Here is an 18253-nt window from a genome sequence, read left to right as displayed (position 1 = left end):
GAGAGTAGTGATCTGGCTTACACGCTTTCTGAAACGATACAATATCCTCATTCCCACATTTGGGCAAGCGTTTTCCAAACATCTGCTTTCATGCCATGATCGTGCACCAGCATCGACGAAGGAGTCCCATGTCATCCCAGCAAGAATCCACTCCGCCACCGGTGTGGAACAGCCTCGAAGGCATTGCCTTCGGAGGCGACTATAACCCTGAGCAGTGGCCGGTCAGCACCCGGTTGGAGGACCTGGAACTGATGCAGGAAGCCGGAGTCACCTTCCTCAGCGTCGGCATCTTCTCCTGGGCACTACTGGAGCCCTCCGAAGGCGAATATGACTTCGGCTGGCTGGACGACGTCCTGGACAACCTGGCCGCGGCCGGCATCAAGGTGGCCCTCGCAACCGCCACGGCCGCTCCGCCGGCCTGGCTGGTGCGCAAGCACCCGGAAATCCTCCCGGTCACGGCTGACGGCACCGTGCTGGGTCCCGGCTCACGGCGGCACTACACGCCGTCGTCGGCCGCTTTCCGGCGGTACGCAACCGGCATCACCCGGGTGCTGGCGGAACGCTACAAGGACCACCCGGCGCTGGCGCTGTGGCATGTGGACAACGAACTCGGCTGCCATGTTTCGGAGTTTTACGGTGAGGAGGACGCCGCCGCCTTCCGCCGCTGGCTTGAACAGCGCTACGGGACCATTGACGCGCTCAACGCCTCATGGGGAACGGCATTCTGGTCCCAGCATTACGCCTCGTTCGAGGAGATCCTGCCGCCCGGCGTGGCACCGTCCACCCTCAACCCCGGCCAGCAACTGGACTTCCAGCGCTTTAGTTCCTGGGCCCTGATGGACTACTACCGCACCCTGCTGGGGGTACTGCGGGACGTGACGCCGGAGGTGCCCGCCACCACAAACCTCATGGTGTCCAGCGCCACGAGGTCCATGGACTACTTCGACTGGGCCGGGGACCTGGACGTGATTGCCAACGACCACTACCTCGTGGCCGCCGATCCTGAGCGGCAGATCGAACTCGCGTTCAGCGCAGACCTCACCCGCGGCGTTGCGGGCGGTGACCCGTGGATCCTGATGGAACATTCGACATCGGCAGTGAACTGGCAGCCGCGCAACCAGCCCAAGATGCCAGGCGAAATGCTGCGCAATTCCCTGGCGCATGTGGCCCGCGGCGCGGACGCCGTGATGTTCTTCCAGTGGCGGCAGAGCTTCGCCGGCTCGGAGAAGTTCCACTCCGCCATGGTCCCCCACGGCGGACGGGACACCCGGGTGTTCCGGGAGGTGGTGGGGCTCGGCTCCGCACTGCAGAAGCTGGCGTCGGTGCGCGGATCCCGCGTGGAATCGCGGGTGGCCATCGTGTTCGATTACGAGGCCTGGTGGGCCAGCGAAATTGACTCCAAACCCAGCATTGATGTGAAGTACCTGGACCTGATGCGCGCCTTCCACCGGTCCCTGTTCCTGCGCGGGATTTCGACGGATTTTGTGCACCCTTCCGCGTCGCTCGATGGTTACGATCTGGTGCTCGTGTGCACCCTGTACAACGTCACCGACGCCGCCGGCGCCAACATTGCGCTGGCTGCCGAAGGCGGTGCCACGGTCCTGGTCAGCTACTTCAGCGGGATCGTTGACGAGCAGGACCACGTCCGGCTCGGCGGGTACCCGGGCGCGTTCCGTGACCTGCTGGGTGTCCGGGTGGAGGAATTCCATCCGCTGCTGGCCGGGTCCACCGTCAAGCTCAGCGACGGCGGCGTGGGGACGGTATGGAGCGAGCATGTCCACGCGGCGGGCGGGGCTGCCGGTGACGCCGGCACAGAGGTCCTCGCGACGTTCACCGAGTACCCGCTCGACGGCGTTCCAGCACTTACACGGCGCTCGGCGGGTTCCGGATCAGCGTGGTACCTGGCCACTTTCCCGGACCCGGACGGCATCGAAGCGCTGGTGGACCGTCTGCTCGCCGAGTCCGGAGTTTCCGCTGTGGCCCAAGCGGACCAGGGCGTCGAGTTGACGCGGCGCCGCAATGCTGACGGCACCAGCTTCGTGTTCGCCATCAACCATTCGCGTGCGGACGCCAGGGTGGAGGTGGCCGGGGCCGATTTGCTGTCCGGTGAACGGTTCACGGGATCGGTTCCTGCCGGCGGCGTGGCGGTGGTCGCGGAGGAGGTGGTCGCGGAGGACTAGCCCCGCACCGAGACGGCATGCAGAAGTGCCCCCACCCGATTCGCAAGGATCGGATGGGGGCACTTTCGGCAGAAACTGCTAGCTGATGGCCGACTTCATTTCGTCAACAGCCTTCTTGCCGGCTTCCTCAGTTGACAGCCGGTTGAAGAGAACCTCCGAGGTGTAGCGCTTGACGATCTCCGCGATGGCGCCGGCTCCCTTCGGCGGCGGGGCCGGGGCTTCACCGAGCTCGTCCTTGATCTGGTCGATGAACTTGACCACCTTGATGTCGGCGGGGGTCAGCTTGGCCGCGATTGCCGCCCGGACTTCGGAGTTGGGGTAAACGCCGCGGTCGGCCAGGAGCGTTTCGCCGGCTTTGGTGTTGTTGGCCAGGAAGTTGATGAACTTGGCGGTTTCTTCCGGGTGCTTGGTGCGTGACGACGCGGACCAGAACTGGGAGGCCTTGTACCAAAGCTTGGCGTCGGCGGACGTGCCGGTCTTGGACGGGAACCGCAGGATCTGCAGCTCACCGCCTGCAGCCTTCTCCAGGGCCGGCAGCTGGTTGGACCACCAGAAGGCGAGCCCGTTCTTGCCCGTCGCCAGGCCACTCTGGTCCAGCGGCGCCGCTTCGGCCTCAACCACCTCGGATGCCGAGGGCACAGCCTTCTTCTCGCTGAGTTCCTTCAGGAACGCCCACCACTCGGCGATGTCGCCCGGCTCGAAGCCCAGCTTCCCGTCGCTGGTGTACAGCGACTTTCCGTTCTGCCGGAGCCAGACGCCGAGCGACGCTTCGTCGGTGCCGTAGGCTGCGGCGCCGTAGGTGCCCTTCGGCGACTTCGCGGTGACCTCGGCGGAAATGCGCTCGAAGTCTTGCCACGTCCAGGTGCTGTCGTCCGGCAACTCAACGCCGGCAGCCTTGAACACGGCAGGGTTGGCCAGGATGGTGGCTGCGTTGATGCCCGCGGGAATGCCCGTCAGGCCGTCCTCATTCTTGCCGGCGTTGAGGGCGGCTTCGTCAAGCTTCGAGGTGTCAATGTCGTACTTGGACAGATCCAGGAGGGCGCCGCGGCTGGAGTACTCCGTGATGTATTTTTCGTCCATCTGGATGATGTCCGGGGCGTCGTTGGCCGCCACCTGGGTGGCGAGCTTGTCCCAGTAGCCGCTCCAGTCGCCGAACTCCGGCTTGATCTTGATGTTCGGGTTCTCGGCTTCGAAGGCGGCAATCGCGGCCTGCGTCAGCTGCGCCCGCTTGTCCCCTCCCCACCAGGAGAACCGGAGTTCGACTTTGCCATCGGCGCTCTGCGGCGCCGCTCCCCCGCCACAGGCACTGAGGGCCAGGACGACGGCGGCAGCTGCGGCGACCGCGCCGGTTCGGCGCAGCCTCCGTCCGGCTGGGGCGGATGTTGCCTCTGCTGCACCACGACGGGCGGCTGAGGCGGGGCGGGAAAATAGCGGCACTTGAGTCTCCGATCTTCTTTGATCTTGAAAGCGGATGGGGTTCGGTACTGATTGGTCTGGAAAGTCTGTGAGAAAACGCTTTCTCATAACTGAGAATACAAGCAAGACACTTGTAATACAAGGTGTTTCGGCGGGCCAATTTGAACTGCCACCTAACGCGCCGGGGTGGACGGACAACGAACATCCGCCCACCCCGGGAACTGCTGCAAAGCTAACTGCCAGGAGCTACCGCAAGCAGCCCGGAAGGCCACGCACAGAGCACGGCTGGTGCACGGGCAGGCCTACTTGATGCCCGTCGTCGCGATTCCCTTGATCAGGAAGCGCTGGCCGAACAGGAACACCAGGAACACCGGCAGCAGGGACACGATGGACATTGCGAAGAGCGAGCCCCAGCTGGTGGCCGACTGCGAGTCCACGAAGGCACGCAGGGCAACCGGCACGGTGAACATCTCGGGATCGGTCAGGTAGATCAGCGCGCCGAAGAAGTCGTTCCAGGTCCAAATGAACGTGAAGATGGTGGTGGTGGCCAGCGCCGGAACCATCAGTGGCAGGATGACCCGCAGGAAGATGCGCGGGTGGCCGGCGCCGTCGATGCGGGCAGCCTCGTCCAGCTCCTTGGGAATGCCCCGGATGAACTGCACCATGAGGAACACGAAGAATGCGTCCGTGGCCAGGAGCTTGGGCACAATCAGCGGCCAGAAGGTGTTGACCCAGCCGATCTGCGAGAACAGGATGTACTGCGGAACGATGATCACGTGGAACGGCAGCATGATGGTCAGCAGCATGACGCCGAAGAACAGCTTCTTGCCGCTGAACTGCAGCCTGGCGAAGGCGTAGGCGGCCATGGAGCAGGAGATCAGGTTTCCCAGGATGGAGCCGATCACCACCACCGCCGAGTTGAGCATGTAGTGGCCGAAGGGATGGGTCAGCGCGGACCAGCCGTCGACGTAATTGCCCATCTCCAGGCTGTTCAGCCAGAGGCCCGGTTCGCGGAAGATCAGGTCATTGGGCCGCAGCGACGAGACAACCATCCACAGCAGCGGGTAGATCATGATGCCGCCGGTGAGGATCAGGACGGCATGTTTGGCCAGGGCCTTGATGCGCGCGCTGCGGCTGAAGGCCAGGGATCCGCGGGATTCGCGTTTCCGGCTGCCGCCCTTGGAGCCTTTGCCCTTCGTTTTCTCTGCGGCTGACGGCACTTTCTCCGGAGCCGGCTTGGTCTGTAGTTCAGTCATCGTAGAACACCCAATACTTTGAAGCGATGAAGTTGATGGCCGTGAAAGCGCCGATGATTACCAGCAGGAACCACGCCATCGCCGAGGCGTACCCCATGTCGAACTGGCCGAATCCCTTCTGGTAGAGGTAAAGCGTGAAGAACATGGTGGAGTCGGACGGTCCGCCGTTGCCGCCCGAGACGATGAAGGCCTGGGTGAAGGACTGGAACGAGCCGATGATCTGCAGGACCAGGTTGAAGAAGATGATCGGGCTCAGCATGGGCAACGTGATCCGCCAGAACTTCTGCAGCGTGGTGGCTCCGTCAACCTCGGCCGCCTCGTAGTACATGTTGGGAATCTGGCGGAGGCCGGCGAGGAAGATGATCATGGGGCTGCCGAAGGTCCACACGTGGAGCAAGATGATGGATCCAAGGGAGGTGGACGGGTCCGAGATCCAGCCCGGCCCGGTGATTCCGAACATGGCCAGCACCTGGTTCACCAGGCCGGAGGTTCCGAAGATCTGCTTCCAGAGGATGGCTACGGCCACCGAGCCGCCGAGCAGGGACGGCAAGTAGAAAATGGACCGGTAGAACGGCAGTCCCCGCAGTCCCTTATCCAGCACCAGTGCGATCAGCAGCGCAACGGCCAGCTGGAGCGGAACCCCGACCAGGACGTAGGTGAATGTTACGCGAAGTGAATTGTGGAGCCGCGCATCACCAAGCATGCGGGTGAAGTTGTCCAGCCCCACCCATTCCGGCGGCTGCAGCAGGTTGTAGTCCGTAAAGGAAAGGTAGAGGGACATGATCATGGGGCCGACAGTGATGGCCACGAGGCCGATCAGCCACGGCAGCAGGAAGATGTAGGCAGCCTTGTTGTCGCGGCGGTTCGCGCGTTTTTCCTCGGGCGTGGCCGGCCCTTTGCGCCGGCTGATGGAGGACAGTTCGCTGATAGCGCTCATTGCCTCCCCCTCGGTGGACGGACGCCTGCCGGCGTCCCGGGGTGATGCTGTGCGGCCATGTGGTCTCCTTTGGTCATCGTGGCCTTCCACGGCGGGCTGGTGTGAAGTGCTTTTCGCCGTCCCGGGCCGCGCGGACCGTTCCGACACTACCCGTCTGCGTGGCTTCCGGAGTGACCGGGCCAACAGCGGCTTTGTACCAAAGTAAACGCTTTCTTGACCGCTGTACAGCCTTTTGCTAATTTTTGAGAAAGCGTTTTCTGGCTTTCGGCCACCTCCGGATCAGAGCACAGCGAAAGGCAGGACAACGATGTTTGCACCCGGCACCGCGCCGCGGCCCAGCGCCATCGGCGGCTACGAGGACTGGCCGTCCTATCTGCGCACCCATCCGCGGCACATTGCGGAGACTTCCGCGGGGCAGGAACTGGCGGACGCCCTCGGTGTTCCTGCGGCGCCGCAGTCCGCCGCACTGAGCGCGGCGGTGATCGAGTCGGAAGCAACGCACGACGGCGTCACTACTTCGCGGGTCAGCTGGCAGTTGGGCTTCGGTCCCCGCACCCGCGCCTGGTTCCTGCGTCCGGCCGGCGCAACAGGGCCTTTGCCCGGAATCCTGGCGCTCCACTGCCACGCCGGCATCAAGTCCGTCGGCGCGGGCCGCCTGGTTGATCGGCGCCTGGCGGATCCACAGGTCGCTGACCTTCAACAATGCCTTTACGGCGGCCGCCCTTTTGCCACCTGGCTCGCAATGCAGGGCTTCGCCGTCCTGGCCCACGACACCTTCTCGTGGGGCAGCCGCCGCTTCAACCTCGGCACGCCCCCGCGGCGGACTACCGCCGTCGTGGAGGGCCGCAAGTCGCTCTGGCGGGAGGCCGGCGTCGTGCCTTCCGAAACGGAGCTGTACGACGCCGCCGCGGCGGCCCATGAGGACACGGTGGCGAAAGCGGCGGGACTCCTGGGCACGAGCTTCGCCGGGATGGTGGCGCACGACGACCTCGCTGCGCTGCACGTCCTTGCCGGCCTCCCGGGCGTGGACGCCGGCCGGCTGGGCAGCATCGGATTCTCCGGCGGCGGCGGCAGGTCACTCGTGCTGGCCGCACTCAGCCCGCTCGTCCGAAGCTTCGTCGTCACCTGCATGATGACCACCTACCGCTCGCTGGTCCCGGCCTACCTGGACGCCCATTCCTGGCTCCTCCAGACCCCTGGCCTGTCCCGGCTGGGCGATTATCCCGAACTGGCGTCACGCTCCACCGCGGACAGCTTCCTGGTGCAGTACGCGCTGGCCGACGATCTGTTCCCCGAGCACGGAATGCGCGACGCCGACGCCGTCCTGGGCGCCCGGCCCACCGGCCGCTACACCGGCAGCTTCTGGCCGGGCGGACACGCCTTCACCACGGACATGCAGGAGGAAGCCGCCGGCTTCCTCTTGCAGCAGCTTTCCCCGGTTCCCCTCACCACAGCCCGCCAGAACGGACTCTCATGACAGCCGATACTTTCAGTTCTGCCACCACCGGCCAACGCCGGCAGGCCACTGCCCCTGTGCCGCGGGTCGCCCTTGTGGGCGCGCACGGCTACGGGGCCCGCCACCTGGACAATCTGGCCCGCCTCAGCGCGCTCAACTTCGTGCAGCTCGTGTCGGTGGCGGACCCCCGCCCGCCGGCCGAGGGCACGCTTCCTGACGGCGTGGCCACGTTCGCGTCGCTGGAGGAACTGCTGGCAGCCGGGCCGGCGCCCGACGTCGTAATTCTGGCCACGCCCATCCAGACCCACGCGCCGCTTGCCCTGGCGGCGATCGCCGCCGGTGCCGATGTCTACGTGGAAAAGCCGCCCATGGCGTCCCTGGCCCAGTTCGATGAAGTGCTCGCCGCGGCCCGGCGAGCCGGCCGAATGGTCCAGGTAGGCTTCCAAAGCCTCGGCTCCCACGCCCTGCCGGCCCTGGACCGGCTCGTGGCCTCGGGTGAAATCGGCGAGGTCCGCGGAGTAGGCGCCGTCGGCACGTGGGTGCGCACCAAGGGCTATTTCAAACGCTCACGCTGGGCCGGCAAACGCAGCCTGGACGGTACGGACGTGGTGGACGGCGTAGCCACCAATGCACTGGCGCATGCCGTGGCCACCGGGCTGAAGATCGCCGGCGCGGAATGGGCGGACGATGTCCTGTCCGTGGAGACGGACCTCTACCGTGCCCACGCAACCGAAAGCGACGACACCTCGGTGATCCGGGTCCGCACGGCCCGCGGCGGCCTTCTCCTCTGCGCGCTGACCCTCTGTGCCGACGAACAGACCGCGCCGGTCGTCACCGTCCACGGCACCCTGGGCAGGGCCGATTTCTTCTACACCGAGGACCGGCTGACCGTTACAACGGCCGACGGCGAGCGCACCGAAACATTCGGCCGCACCGATCTGCTGGAGAACCTGCTGGCGGCCCGCCGGTCCCCTGCCAGTGCGCACCAGCTGCTGAGCCCACTGGCCCGGAACGGCGCCTTCATGACGGTGCTGGAAGCCATCCGGACGGCGGAGCCTCCCCGTGCCATCGGCGCTGGGCACGTCACGTGGGAAGGCGAGGGCGACGACGCCCGTCCGGTGGTCCGCGGAATCCGCCAGCTGGTGCGCCGGGCCGCTGCGGCACAGGCAACTTTCGCCGAACTCGCCGCACCGTGGGCCCGGGAGCTGCCCGGTGATCAGCCCGCATTCACGGTGAACGGCCGCGCAGTGGCCCGCGGAAACGACGGCGGCCGGATAGCACCCACATCATCGCCCCGCCCGTACCTCCACCCGATCAGCACCGTGGCGGGCACCGTAGTGACGGACCATCTACCCGAAGACCATGTGTGGCACCTTGGCGCGGGGGTTGCCATCCAGGACGTGGACGGCGTGAATTTCTGGGGCGGCCGCACCTATACCCGCGACGCCGGCGCCTACGTCTGGCGTCACGACCACGGCCGCATCGTCACAGTCGCGGCTGACCTTGACGAGAATGCGCGGACCGAAACCCTGAGTTGGCTCCGGCCGGACGGCACTCCCCTCCTGAGCGAACAGCGGACGTGGAGCTGGGCCGCCGTCGGCACCTCCACGTGGCGGCTCACGCTGGACTTCACGCTGACGCCGAACGGACCGAACCCGGTCTCGTTGGGCAGTCCGGGCTCGAACGGCCGGCCGCAGGGCGGCTACGGGGGCTTCTTCTGGCGACTTCCCGCCGTCGACGGGTCAAGGGTGTGGACAGCGTCCGCGGAAGGGGAAGAATCCCTCCACGGCGCGGTCCCCTCCGCCGCGGCGCCGTGGCTGGCGTGGTCAGGCGCCTTCCGGAAGGGAGAGCCCGACGGCGGTCCCGCCACGCTGGTCTTCCTGCCGCGGCTGGAGCCCGAGCAGCCCGGCGACCCCTGGTTTGTCCGCGTGGCGGGGTATCCCGGCGTCGGCCTCTCCCTGGCATGGGAGCAGCCGGCAGTGGCCAGCCACGCCAACCCGCTCCACCGGACCGTCACCGTGCTGGTGGCCGACGGGCTCCTGTCCACCAGCGATATCGAACAGCTCATCAATACCTTGGGGGAAACCGCATGAACACCGTTACACAGCAAACGCAGCAGACGCAGCAGTCGCAGCAGTCGTCGAAACCCGTCAACGCCGCGGCCCCGGGAAACCCGGCCGACCGGGCCGTCAAACGGCAGCGCCTCCTGGACATCCTGGACGCTTCGGGCCGGGACTCACTCCTGCTCACCACCAATACGGCGCTGACCTGGTACCTGGACGGGAGCCGGGTCCACATCAGCCTCGCCGGCGACCCCGTCGCGGCCATGCTGGTTGACCGCGACGGCGACCATCTGGTCACCTTCAACAACGAGGCCGCCCGGATCTCGGCGGAGGAACTGCCCGACGGCGTCGCCCTCCACACGGTGCCCTGGCACGGGCAGCTGCACGTCGCCGCTTCCATGCTGGCTCCGGGAGGGAAGCCGCTGTCGGAGGCCGACGTCACCGCCGAGCTGAGGACGGCACGCCAACAGTTCCTGCCCGGCGAAAGCGCCCGGTACGCCCGGCTCTGCGCCGACGTGGCTGCTGCCATGACCGACGTCCTCGCCGGGGTCACCCCGGAAACCACCGAGTTCGCCGTGGCTTCCGCCCTGGCCGCACGGATCGTGGCGATGGGGGCCGAGCCGCTGGTGCTCCTGTGCAACGGCGCCGGCCGCAGCGGGTTCCGGCATCCGCTGCCCACCCATGCACCGATCGGGCGGCGGGCCATGGCGGTGGTGTGCGCGCGGCGCAACGGGCTGGTGGCCAACGTGACCCGCTGGGTCCGGTTCGACGCCGGCACGCCGGCCGAACTCGATGCCGAAGCCCGGATTGCCGCGGTGGAAGCGGACATCTTTGACGCCACCGTTCCCGGGGCACGCCTTGACGGCATCTTCGCGGAAATTCGGGAAGCCTACGTCCGGCACGGCTTCGGCGCGGACCAGTGGACCCTGCACCACCAGGGCGGTCCGGCCGGATATGCAGGCCGCGACCCCCGGGCGACTCCCGCAACCGACGACGCGGTGGTTCTCAACCAGACCTTCACGTGGAATCCGTCCGGTCCGGAAGTGAAGATCGAGGACACGGTGCAGCTCACCGGGGCCGGGATCGCCGTCCTCAGCGTGGATCCGCGCTGGCCCGCCGCCGTCGTGAACGGCGTCCGGCGGCCTCTCACGCTGGAGCCGTAAGCACGCAACATGGAGTCACCGGTATAGACCGGTAAGCGGTATCGGGAGAAAACCACAGAGATTTTTCTGCGCCGGACGGCGATTAAATGGCCCATCGATTGGATTTGACTTGAAAACCGAGTGCGATTCGGTGGGGCCCGGCGACTCCCGGCAGCGCTGAAACGTGCGGCTGCACGATCCGCGGCAGCGGGGTTGTTGAGCCTCCGTTACGTGGCCGGCAGCGGGTTTTTTGGCGTGTTCTTTCTCACGATCGGTTCCCTTGCGGGCCGGACTGGAGCGTCAATAGCGTGGCACGGGACCGCGACGCACCAGCGAAGGACTGCAATGCCATCAGCACCCGCCAAGACGGACCCGCCCGCCCCGACAAAACCACCGACCGAGGACAAGGCGGCCAAGCGGGGCCCGACAAACCGGCGCCCGTTCCTGACCGACGGACTCCGCTGGGACCTGCCGGCATCCCTTGTGGTGTTCCTCGTGGCCGTCCCGCTGTCCCTGGGCATCGCGGCCGCCTCAGGCGCCCCGGTCATGGCCGGCCTGATCGCAGCCGCCGTCGGCGGGATCGTCGCCGGAAGCCTGGGCGGTTCACCGCTGCAGGTCAGCGGACCCGCCGCCGGACTGACAGTCATCGTGGCCGGCCTGATCGAACAATTCGGCTGGCCGGCCACCTGCGCCATCACCGCGGCGGCCGGCGTGCTCCAGGCGCTGCTGGGCCTGGCACGGGTGGGCCGCGTTGCGCTTGCCATCGCGCCGGTGGTGGTCCACGCCATGCTCGCCGGCATCGGCATCACCATCGTGCTGCAGCAGCTGCACGTGATGCTCGGCGCAGAGTCCGCCAGCGAGGCGTGGGACAACATCATGGCCATGCCTGGCAGCATTTTCGCCGCCGACCTCGCTGCGGCAGTCCTCGGCGCGGTGGTCATTGCCCTGCTGCTCGGCTGGAAACACCTTCCCGCGGCAGTACGCCGGGTTCCGGGTCCCCTGGTCGCCGTCATCGCGGCCACCGCCCTCTCCCTGCCCTTCAACGTGGACCGGATCACTTTCGACGGTTCCCTGCTGGCCGCGTTGTCCCTGCCCGAGATGCCCGGCGGGAACTGGACCGCCGTGGTCATTGGCGTCGTGACCGTGGCACTGATTGGCAGCGTTGAATCCCTGCTCTCCGCCGTGGCAGTGGACAAGATGCACCACGGACCGCGCACGGACTTCAACCGCGAACTCCTGGGGCAGGGCGCCGCCAACGTGACCTCCGGAATGCTGGGAGGGCTGCCCGTCACCGGAGTGATCGTGCGGAGCGCCACCAACCTCGAGGCCGGGGCCCGGACGCGGAAGTCGGCCATACTCCACGGCGTCTGGGTGCTGGTCTTCTCGCTGCTGCTGGCAGGACTCATCCAGCTGATTCCCCAGGCCGTCCTCGCAGGCCTGTTGATTGTGATCGGTTCCCGCCTGGTCCGGGCGGCCGACATCCGGACAGCACGGCGGACCGGTGACCTCACCGTCTACGGGGTCACCCTGTTCAGCGTCGTGTTCATCAACCTCCTGGTGGGCGTGTTGACCGGATTGGTCCTTGCCGTCGCCCTGGTTCTCTGGCGCGTGGCGCGGGCCAGCATCCATGCGGAACGGACCGGCGCCGGCGACGGCAACCGCTGGCGGGTGGTGATCGACGGGTCCTGCAGTTTCCTCTCGCTGCCGCGCCTGAGCACTGTCCTGGCGTCTGTTCCGGCCGGCACCCACGTCACGGTCGAGCTGGAGGTGGACTTCCTCGACCATCCCGTGCACGACACCCTTGAGGCCTGGCGCAGCCGCCACGTGGGCAACGGCGGCACGGTAGTCATCGAGGAAAGCGGCACCGCCACGCTGCACGATGCCCAGGCGGGCCCGCCGAGCCGCGGCAGTTCGCGTTCCGCCCTGAGAAGCGGGTTCGCCCCGTGGCGCAGCTGGCAGCGGCGGCTCATCGGGCCCGCCGCTGCCGGACAGGACGCGGCGGAGCAGGACGCGGCAGGGCAGGACGAGGCAGGGCAGGACGTTGCTGGAGCACACGTTTCAGGGCCTGACGTTCCGGGGCCGCTGCGTTCGGTGCTGGACGGCGTGGACAACTACCACCGCCGGAACGCCCATCTGGTGCGTCCCCATGTGCAGGAGCTGTCCTCGTACCAGGATCCGGGCACCCTGTTCGTGGCCTGCTCGGATTCGCGCCTCGTGCCGAACCTGATCACCAGCAGCGGCCCGGGTGATCTCTTCACCGTGCGGAACGTGGGCAATGTGGTGGGCGACGACGGCCGGGACGCCTCCATCGAGGCAGCCCTGGAGTTTGCCGTCAACGAACTCTCCGTGGAGTCGATTGTGGTCTGCGGGCATTCAGGCTGCGGTGCCATGACCGCCCTGTGGGCGGACCCGGAGGGCACGGTTGATCCGGAGGGCGCTGGCGATCGAGGCGCGGGCGATCGAGGCGCCATCGACGTCTGGCTCGACCACGCCCGGCCAAGCCTGACGGCTTTCCGCGACGGGCACCCCGTACAGGCAGCTGCAGCCGAGGCGGGTTACGGTGCCGTAGACCAGCTGGCCATGGTGAATGTTGCGGTCCAGCTCGACAGGCTCCAGCGCCACCCCGGTCTGCAGGAACCGCTTGCGTCAGGACGCATCCATGTCGCCGGGCTGTTCTACGACATCTCCACGGCCAGGGTCCTGCAGATCACGCCCGAGGGCATCGACCATCTGGACCCCGCCGCAAGCAGCCGCTGAGCGGGCCTGCTCAGGCGTTGGAGAACCACACGACGTGCGGTTCCCGCCGGGCCGCGCGCGGAGCGGCGAGCCGCTCCGCGCTGGCCACCTTGTCCACTCGGGCAGAGTCCACGCGGGCAGATCCGCGCCTCGCGGCCGCAGGCTTGGCGGGTTCAGACCTCGCGGCCGCAGGCTTGGCGGGTTCAGGCCTGGTCGGTTTAGCCGTCACAGGCTCAGCCCGGGCTTCCTCAACAGGAACCGTCCTTTCGACCCTGACAATTTCCAAGGCCTCCACGTCCAGCAGCTTTCGCGCCCCCGTTCGCGAATCCACGATCCAGAAAAGGTCCGTGGAAGGAATTGTCTCCGTCACGCTCCCCCGGTGGAACAACCGGCCCTTGTGCCAGGCCTCAATTTCTTCCCCGACTGCCAAATCCGAACACGTCCGGATGGTTGAGTTTCCGCTTGCTTCCACTGTGTGCCTCCCCTGGCGATACTCCTGGGATCAGCTTCCCCCAACAAGATTGCGGCTACGTTTCCGGGCGGTGATCTTCCTGTGTCGCCTGCCCGTGAACTGACCCGTGAAGCTAGGGAAGCACCAGCACACCGTCCACACGGCGCGGAATGCCCAGCGGGTTGGCTTCACGCAGGGCAGGATGGAGCACCGCTTCGGGAGCATCCTGGTAGGCAACGGGACGCTGGAAGCGGCGCACCGCCGTCGAGCCCACCGAGGTGAACAGCGAGGTGGTGGCCGGGTAGGGCCCGCCGTGCTGCTGCGCCCAGTTCACGGCGACGCCGGTGGGCCAGCCGTCAAACAGCACACGGCCGGCGAGGCCGGACAGCTGCTCCACCAGGCCGGACACATCCTCGCCCGGCTGCGCGTGGACGGTGGCGGTCAGGCTGCCGGGCACCAGGGCGAGCGCTTCGGTCAACTCGTCCTGGCCCGAATACTCGATCAGCAGCGTGGTGGGTCCGAAGCACTCCTCCAGCAGTTCCTCCGGGCGCTCCCGCACGTTGGCCGCGGAAGTCAGGAAGACCACCGGCGCGGCACCGTTTGCAGCAGCGTCCTGGTCGACTGACCCGACGACCACCTCGACCGCGGCCGCACCTGTTGCATCGGTCAAGGAAGCGACGCTCTGCAGCCCGTCCGGGTAGGCCTCGGCGATGCGCTCCGTCAGCATGGGCGCCGCCCCCTTGTCCGTGGAAGCTTCCGCCAGCAGCGCCGGGAAGTCGGTGCCGGCCGGGATGAACACAAGCCCAGGCTTGGTGCAGAACTGCCCGGCGCCGAGGGTGAAGGACCCTGCGAGGCCTGCGGCCAGTTCACTGGCACGTTCCTGCAGTGCTGCCGCGGTGATGACCACCGGGTTCAGGCTGCCCAGTTCGCCGTAAAACGGAATGGGCTCGGGCCGGGAAACGGCCAGGTCAAACAGTGCCCGGCCGCCCGGAATGGAGCCGGTGAAGCCCACAGCCTTGATCGCCGGATCCTGCACCAGCGCGGTGCCGGCTTCCCGGCCGCTAATCAGCGCGAAGAAGCCGTCCGGGGCACCGGCTGCGGCCAGCGCCTCCGTGACGATTTCCGCTGTCCGCTCGGACAGCCTGAGGTGGCCGGAGTGCGCCTTCACAATCACGGAACAGCCGACGGCGAGCGCAGACGCCGTGTCACCGCCCGCCACCGAGAACGCGAACGGGAAGTTCGACGCCGAGAAGACGGCCACCGGCCCGATCGGCTTCAACAGCCGCCGCAGGTCCGGTTTGGGCGGCGTGGCCGAAGGGTCGGCATGGTCGATCACCGCTTCAAGGTAGGACCCTTCGGTGATCACCGCGGCGAAGAGCCGCAGCTGCCCGGTGGTGCGGGCCACTTCCCCGGTGAGCCGTGCGGTACCCAGCCGGGTTTCCGCATCGGCAATGGCCACCAGTTCCGTTACGTTGGCGTCCAGAGCGTCGGCGACGGCATTCAGCCAACGGGCCCGTTCGACGTCGGACGCTGCCGCGGCCGCTTTGGCCGCCCGGGTGGCGGCAGCCGTCAGGGCGGTGAGGTCGAGGGTTGCTGTTGTCACAATGAGTTCCTGTCCTGATGGTCGGAGAGGTCCGAGAAGGCGAACCCCAGCCCTGGCCGGCCGGCGAGCGTGAGCCGGCTGTTGCTGACGTGCACGGGCGAGGGCGCGTCCAGCACGCCGAGCTGCTCGAAGGAGGCGTCCTCGACGTCCTCCACCAGCGTGGGCTCGGCCATGGTCAACGCGAGCTGGCCGGAGAGCTCCGGCAGCAGGTGCGGCATGACCCTGATGCTGTGCGTGCGGGCGAGTTCCACGATGCGCCGGAAGGGGGTGATACCGCCGACCCGGATGATGTTGGGCTGGATGATGTCCACCGCTCCCGCCTCGATGAAGTCGCGGAAGCGGTAGATGGTGTGCAGGTTCTCGCCCAGCGCGATGGGCACGGGCGAGTGTTTGCGCAGCCTGCGGTAGGCCCAGAGGTCGTCGGCGCGGAGCGGTTCTTCCAGCCATTCGAGGCCGAACTCCCCCAGCACGTCCAGGGCCCGGAAGGTGGCGGGCAGGTCCCAGCGCTGATTGGCGTCGATCATGAGCTTGCGGTCCGGGCCCAGGACCTTGCGGACGGCGGCCACGCGTTCGGCGTCCTCCCGGATGTCCGGCTTTCCCACCTTGATCTTGACGGCGTTGTGCCCGGCCGCCACCCAGCGTTCCACCTGGGCCACGAGCTCCCCGAGTGAATAGTGCAGGTTCACGCCGGAGCCGTACACCTCCACGGAATCCTGGCGCTGGCCCAGCAGCCCGGTCACAGAGGTTCCGGCGCGGCGTGCCTGCAGGTCCCACAAGGCAAGGTCAACACCGGCCATGGCGATGGTGGTCAGTCCCCCGCCGCCGGCTTCGTGCAGCCGCTGCCACAGCCGGTCCCACACTCCTTCGGGATTCGCGTCGAGCCCCTTGATGAAGGGCGCGACGTCGAAGTCGAGGAGGGCTTTGACCGCCTGCGGGCCGATGGTGGGCGTCCAGGAGAAGCCGTGGCCAGTGCCGCCGTCGTCCGTTTGGAGTTCGGTGACGATCACATGGTTTTCCGGTGCCTCCGCACCCCAGCTCCGCAGGAGCGGAACCGTCAGGAGGCGGCTGGACAGTCCCGTAATGAGCGGTGCGGTCCGGACCGCTTCGGCAACTGGCGCTTCGGCAACTGGCGAGCCCATTAGCGGCCGGCCAGCTCGTAGCCCTTGGCCAGGATGGACTTGAGCTGGACGAGCTGGTCCTCGGTGGGATCAACTAGCGGGGCGCGGACCGGACCGACCGGCAGGCCGCCCAGGCGCAGCCCGGCCTTGATCAGGGAGACACCGAAACCCGGGGTCTGGTCGCGGAGGCGGACCAGCGGAGCGTAGAAGCCCTCCAGCAACGCGTGCCGGCGGTCCTCGTCGCCGGAGATGTAGGCATCGTAGTAGGCCTTGGCGATTTCCGGCGCCATGGCGAACGCAGCCGAGGAGTACAGCGGGATGCCGAGGCCGCGGTAGGCGCCCTGGGTCAGTTCCGCGGTGAGCAGGCCATTGAAGAGCAGGAAGTCCTCGCGGCCGGTGGCGTTGATGGCACTGACGATTTCCTGGGCAAGGCCAACGTCGCCCAGCCCGTCCTTGAAGCCGATCACCTTGGGGTTGGCGGCCAGGCGGGTCATGGCGGCGGCCGTGTACTTGGCGTTGCCGCGGTGGTAGACGATCACCGGCAGGCTGCTGGACGCGGCCACCGCCTCGATGTACGCCACCAGGCCCTCGGTGGGGCCGGTCACGAGGTACGGCGGGAGGACCAGCAGGGCGTCCGCCCCGGCTTCCTCGGCCACGCGGGCGGCGGCGAGGGCGTGTCCCAGCGGCCCGCCGGCACCGGCCACCACCGGCACCTGTCCCGCAACGGCTTCGACGGCGGCGGTCACCACGGTGCGCACCTCGTCAATGCTCAGCGCATGGAACTCGCCGGTGCCGCAGGCCGGAAACACGCCGCCCGGTCCATGCGGCAGGCGGGACGTGATGTGCTCCTTGAGGATGTCCACGTCCACGGTCCCTTCCGGTGTGAAGGGCGTGACGGGAAAGAACAGTACGCCGTCGAATTTCATCGGGTCTCCTTTGATCCTGTGCCTGCCGCGACCAGCACGGCAGGGGTCTCGTCGTTGAGGTTGGTGTCAGTCTTCAGCTCGCTCCGCCAGCTTCGCCTGGGTTCCCAGCCGAGCAGCTCGCGGGCCTTGTCGATCGAAAAGGCCGGGCTGGTGCCGGTGAGTCCGCCCGCAAGCTCCGAACTGCCGGGCAGGAACTGCGGCATCAATTCGGCAAGCGGTGTGGTGGCCAGCGCGTCGGCGGCTCCCACGAAGAAGGTCTGGCCGTTGGGGATGGTGTCCATCTTGGCCAGCAGCAGGTCCAGGAAGTCCGCCACGTCCCGCGCATCCACGTAATTGAAGAGCGCCGGTGCGGACAGTGCGGGGTCTGCGAGGCGCTCGGCAACGGTGTGGCCCTGCTGGGTGGGCGCCCCCTCCCATTCCTCGGGCGAGATCACATAGCAGGGCCGGAAGGCCGCGTAGCGGATGGCGTCTCCCTGGGCAGCGGCGAACATCTGCACTGTCTGTTCGGCAATGAGCTTGGACAGCGCGTAGGCGTTCCAGGGTTTTGGGGTGGTGCGCTCATCCACCGGGAAGCCCTCCGGCAGCCAGCCGGCCGGCGAACCGTACCCCAGCACGGTGGGGCTGCTCGCCGTGACGATCTTGCCGATGCGCAGTTCGGTCGCCGCGCTCACGACGGCGTATGCCAGCCTCGTGTTGGTGCTGAAGATGACGTCTTCCGGCGCGCTGAACGGTACGGCGATCGCCGCAAGGTGGACGACGGCGTCGGGCGCTGTTTCGCGCAGGAGGCGCACTGCCTCCCCCGGCGCCAGAAGGTCGGCTGTGTGCTGCTCAACGCCGTCGGGCAGCTGGGCCGCGGGGACGGCGTCACGGTCCACGGAGATGACGTGGTGGCCTGCGGCGGCGAGGCCGGCAACAACGCTGCGCCCCAGCCGGCCGGAGCCGCCGGTAACAAAAATCCTGCTCATGGTG

13 protein-coding genes are annotated in these 18253 nt (G+C 67.4%); 5 read left to right on the top strand and 8 right to left on the bottom strand.

Annotation, left to right across the window (positions count from 1 at the left end):
• Positions 1–128 precede the first annotated feature (128 nt).
• A complete protein-coding gene (locus AC07YR_RS09285) occupies positions 129–2180 on the top strand; it encodes a beta-galactosidase (RefSeq protein WP_494733784.1) in 2052 nt (683 codons plus the stop codon).
• 78 nt (positions 2181–2258) lie between these two features.
• On the opposite strand, the gene AC07YR_RS09280 is transcribed toward AC07YR_RS09285, so the two are convergent.
• The 3 genes from AC07YR_RS09280 to AC07YR_RS09270 all read right to left on the bottom strand — a co-directional run bounded on the left by AC07YR_RS09280 (position 2259) and on the right by AC07YR_RS09270 (position 5789).
• Positions 2259–3617: an ABC transporter substrate-binding protein gene (locus AC07YR_RS09280; protein ID WP_436058517.1), complete on the bottom strand. Its 1359-nt coding sequence runs from the start codon at positions 3615–3617 to the stop codon at positions 2259–2261.
• 281 nt (positions 3618–3898) lie between these two features.
• Positions 3899–4852: a carbohydrate ABC transporter permease gene (locus AC07YR_RS09275; protein ID WP_494733783.1), complete on the bottom strand. Its 954-nt coding sequence runs from the start codon at positions 4850–4852 to the stop codon at positions 3899–3901.
• The gene (locus AC07YR_RS09270) at positions 4845–5789 is read right to left on the bottom strand and encodes a carbohydrate ABC transporter permease (RefSeq protein ID WP_028269956.1); all 945 of its coding nucleotides are present in this window, start codon (positions 5787–5789) and stop codon (positions 4845–4847) included. Before AC07YR_RS09270 ends, AC07YR_RS09275 begins: the two co-directional genes overlap by 8 nt.
• Before the next feature lie 307 nt (positions 5790–6096).
• Here AC07YR_RS09270 and AC07YR_RS09265 point away from each other — a divergent pair, with 307 nt between their 5' ends.
• From AC07YR_RS09265 to AC07YR_RS09250, 4 genes are all read left to right on the top strand, one after another.
• Positions 6097–7266, top strand: a complete 1170-nt coding sequence (locus AC07YR_RS09265; protein WP_494733782.1) for an acetylesterase — start codon at positions 6097–6099, stop codon at positions 7264–7266.
• Positions 7263–9338, top strand: a complete 2076-nt coding sequence (locus AC07YR_RS09260) for a DUF6807 family protein (RefSeq protein ID WP_494733781.1) — start codon at positions 7263–7265, stop codon at positions 9336–9338. Before AC07YR_RS09265 ends, AC07YR_RS09260 begins: the two co-directional genes overlap by 4 nt.
• Complete coding sequence (locus AC07YR_RS09255; RefSeq protein WP_494733780.1) at positions 9335–10471, top strand: M24 family metallopeptidase; 1137 nt, start codon at positions 9335–9337, stop codon at positions 10469–10471. The genes AC07YR_RS09260 and AC07YR_RS09255 overlap by 4 nt, the downstream gene beginning before the upstream one ends.
• 324 nt (positions 10472–10795) lie before the next feature.
• Positions 10796–13207 carry a SulP family inorganic anion transporter gene (locus AC07YR_RS09250; protein ID WP_436058522.1) on the top strand — a complete coding sequence of 804 codons (2412 nt, stop codon included), beginning with the start codon at positions 10796–10798 and terminating at the stop codon, positions 13205–13207.
• Positions 13208–13217: 10 nt separating this feature from the next.
• On the opposite strand, the gene AC07YR_RS09245 is transcribed toward AC07YR_RS09250, so the two are convergent.
• The 5 genes from AC07YR_RS09245 to AC07YR_RS09225 all read right to left on the bottom strand — a co-directional run bounded on the left by AC07YR_RS09245 (position 13218) and on the right by AC07YR_RS09225 (position 18249).
• Entirely contained in the window at positions 13218–13556 is a 339-nt protein-coding gene (locus AC07YR_RS09245; protein ID WP_494733779.1) for a hypothetical protein, read from the bottom strand.
• 214 nt (positions 13557–13770) lie between these two features.
• Positions 13771–15240 (bottom strand): aldehyde dehydrogenase (NADP(+)), encoded by a 1470-nt coding sequence (locus AC07YR_RS09240; protein ID WP_436058524.1) that lies wholly within the window; start codon positions 15238–15240, stop codon positions 13771–13773.
• Complete coding sequence (locus AC07YR_RS09235) at positions 15237–16379, bottom strand: mandelate racemase/muconate lactonizing enzyme family protein (protein WP_494733778.1); 1143 nt, start codon at positions 16377–16379, stop codon at positions 15237–15239. Before AC07YR_RS09235 ends, AC07YR_RS09240 begins: the two co-directional genes overlap by 4 nt.
• Positions 16379–17284: a 5-dehydro-4-deoxyglucarate dehydratase gene (locus AC07YR_RS09230; RefSeq protein WP_494733777.1), complete on the bottom strand. Its 906-nt coding sequence runs from the start codon at positions 17282–17284 to the stop codon at positions 16379–16381. The genes AC07YR_RS09235 and AC07YR_RS09230 overlap by 1 nt, the downstream gene beginning before the upstream one ends.
• Positions 17281–18249, bottom strand: coding sequence for an NAD-dependent epimerase/dehydratase family protein (locus AC07YR_RS09225; protein WP_436058527.1), 969 nt, complete (start codon positions 18247–18249; stop codon positions 17281–17283). Before AC07YR_RS09225 ends, AC07YR_RS09230 begins: the two co-directional genes overlap by 4 nt.
• Between the last annotated feature and the right edge of the window lie 4 nt (positions 18250–18253).

It is taken from the genome of Arthrobacter sp. GW460-12-1-14-TSB2, assembly GCF_059423525.1.
This window is presented reverse-complemented; position numbering and strand designations above follow the sequence as displayed.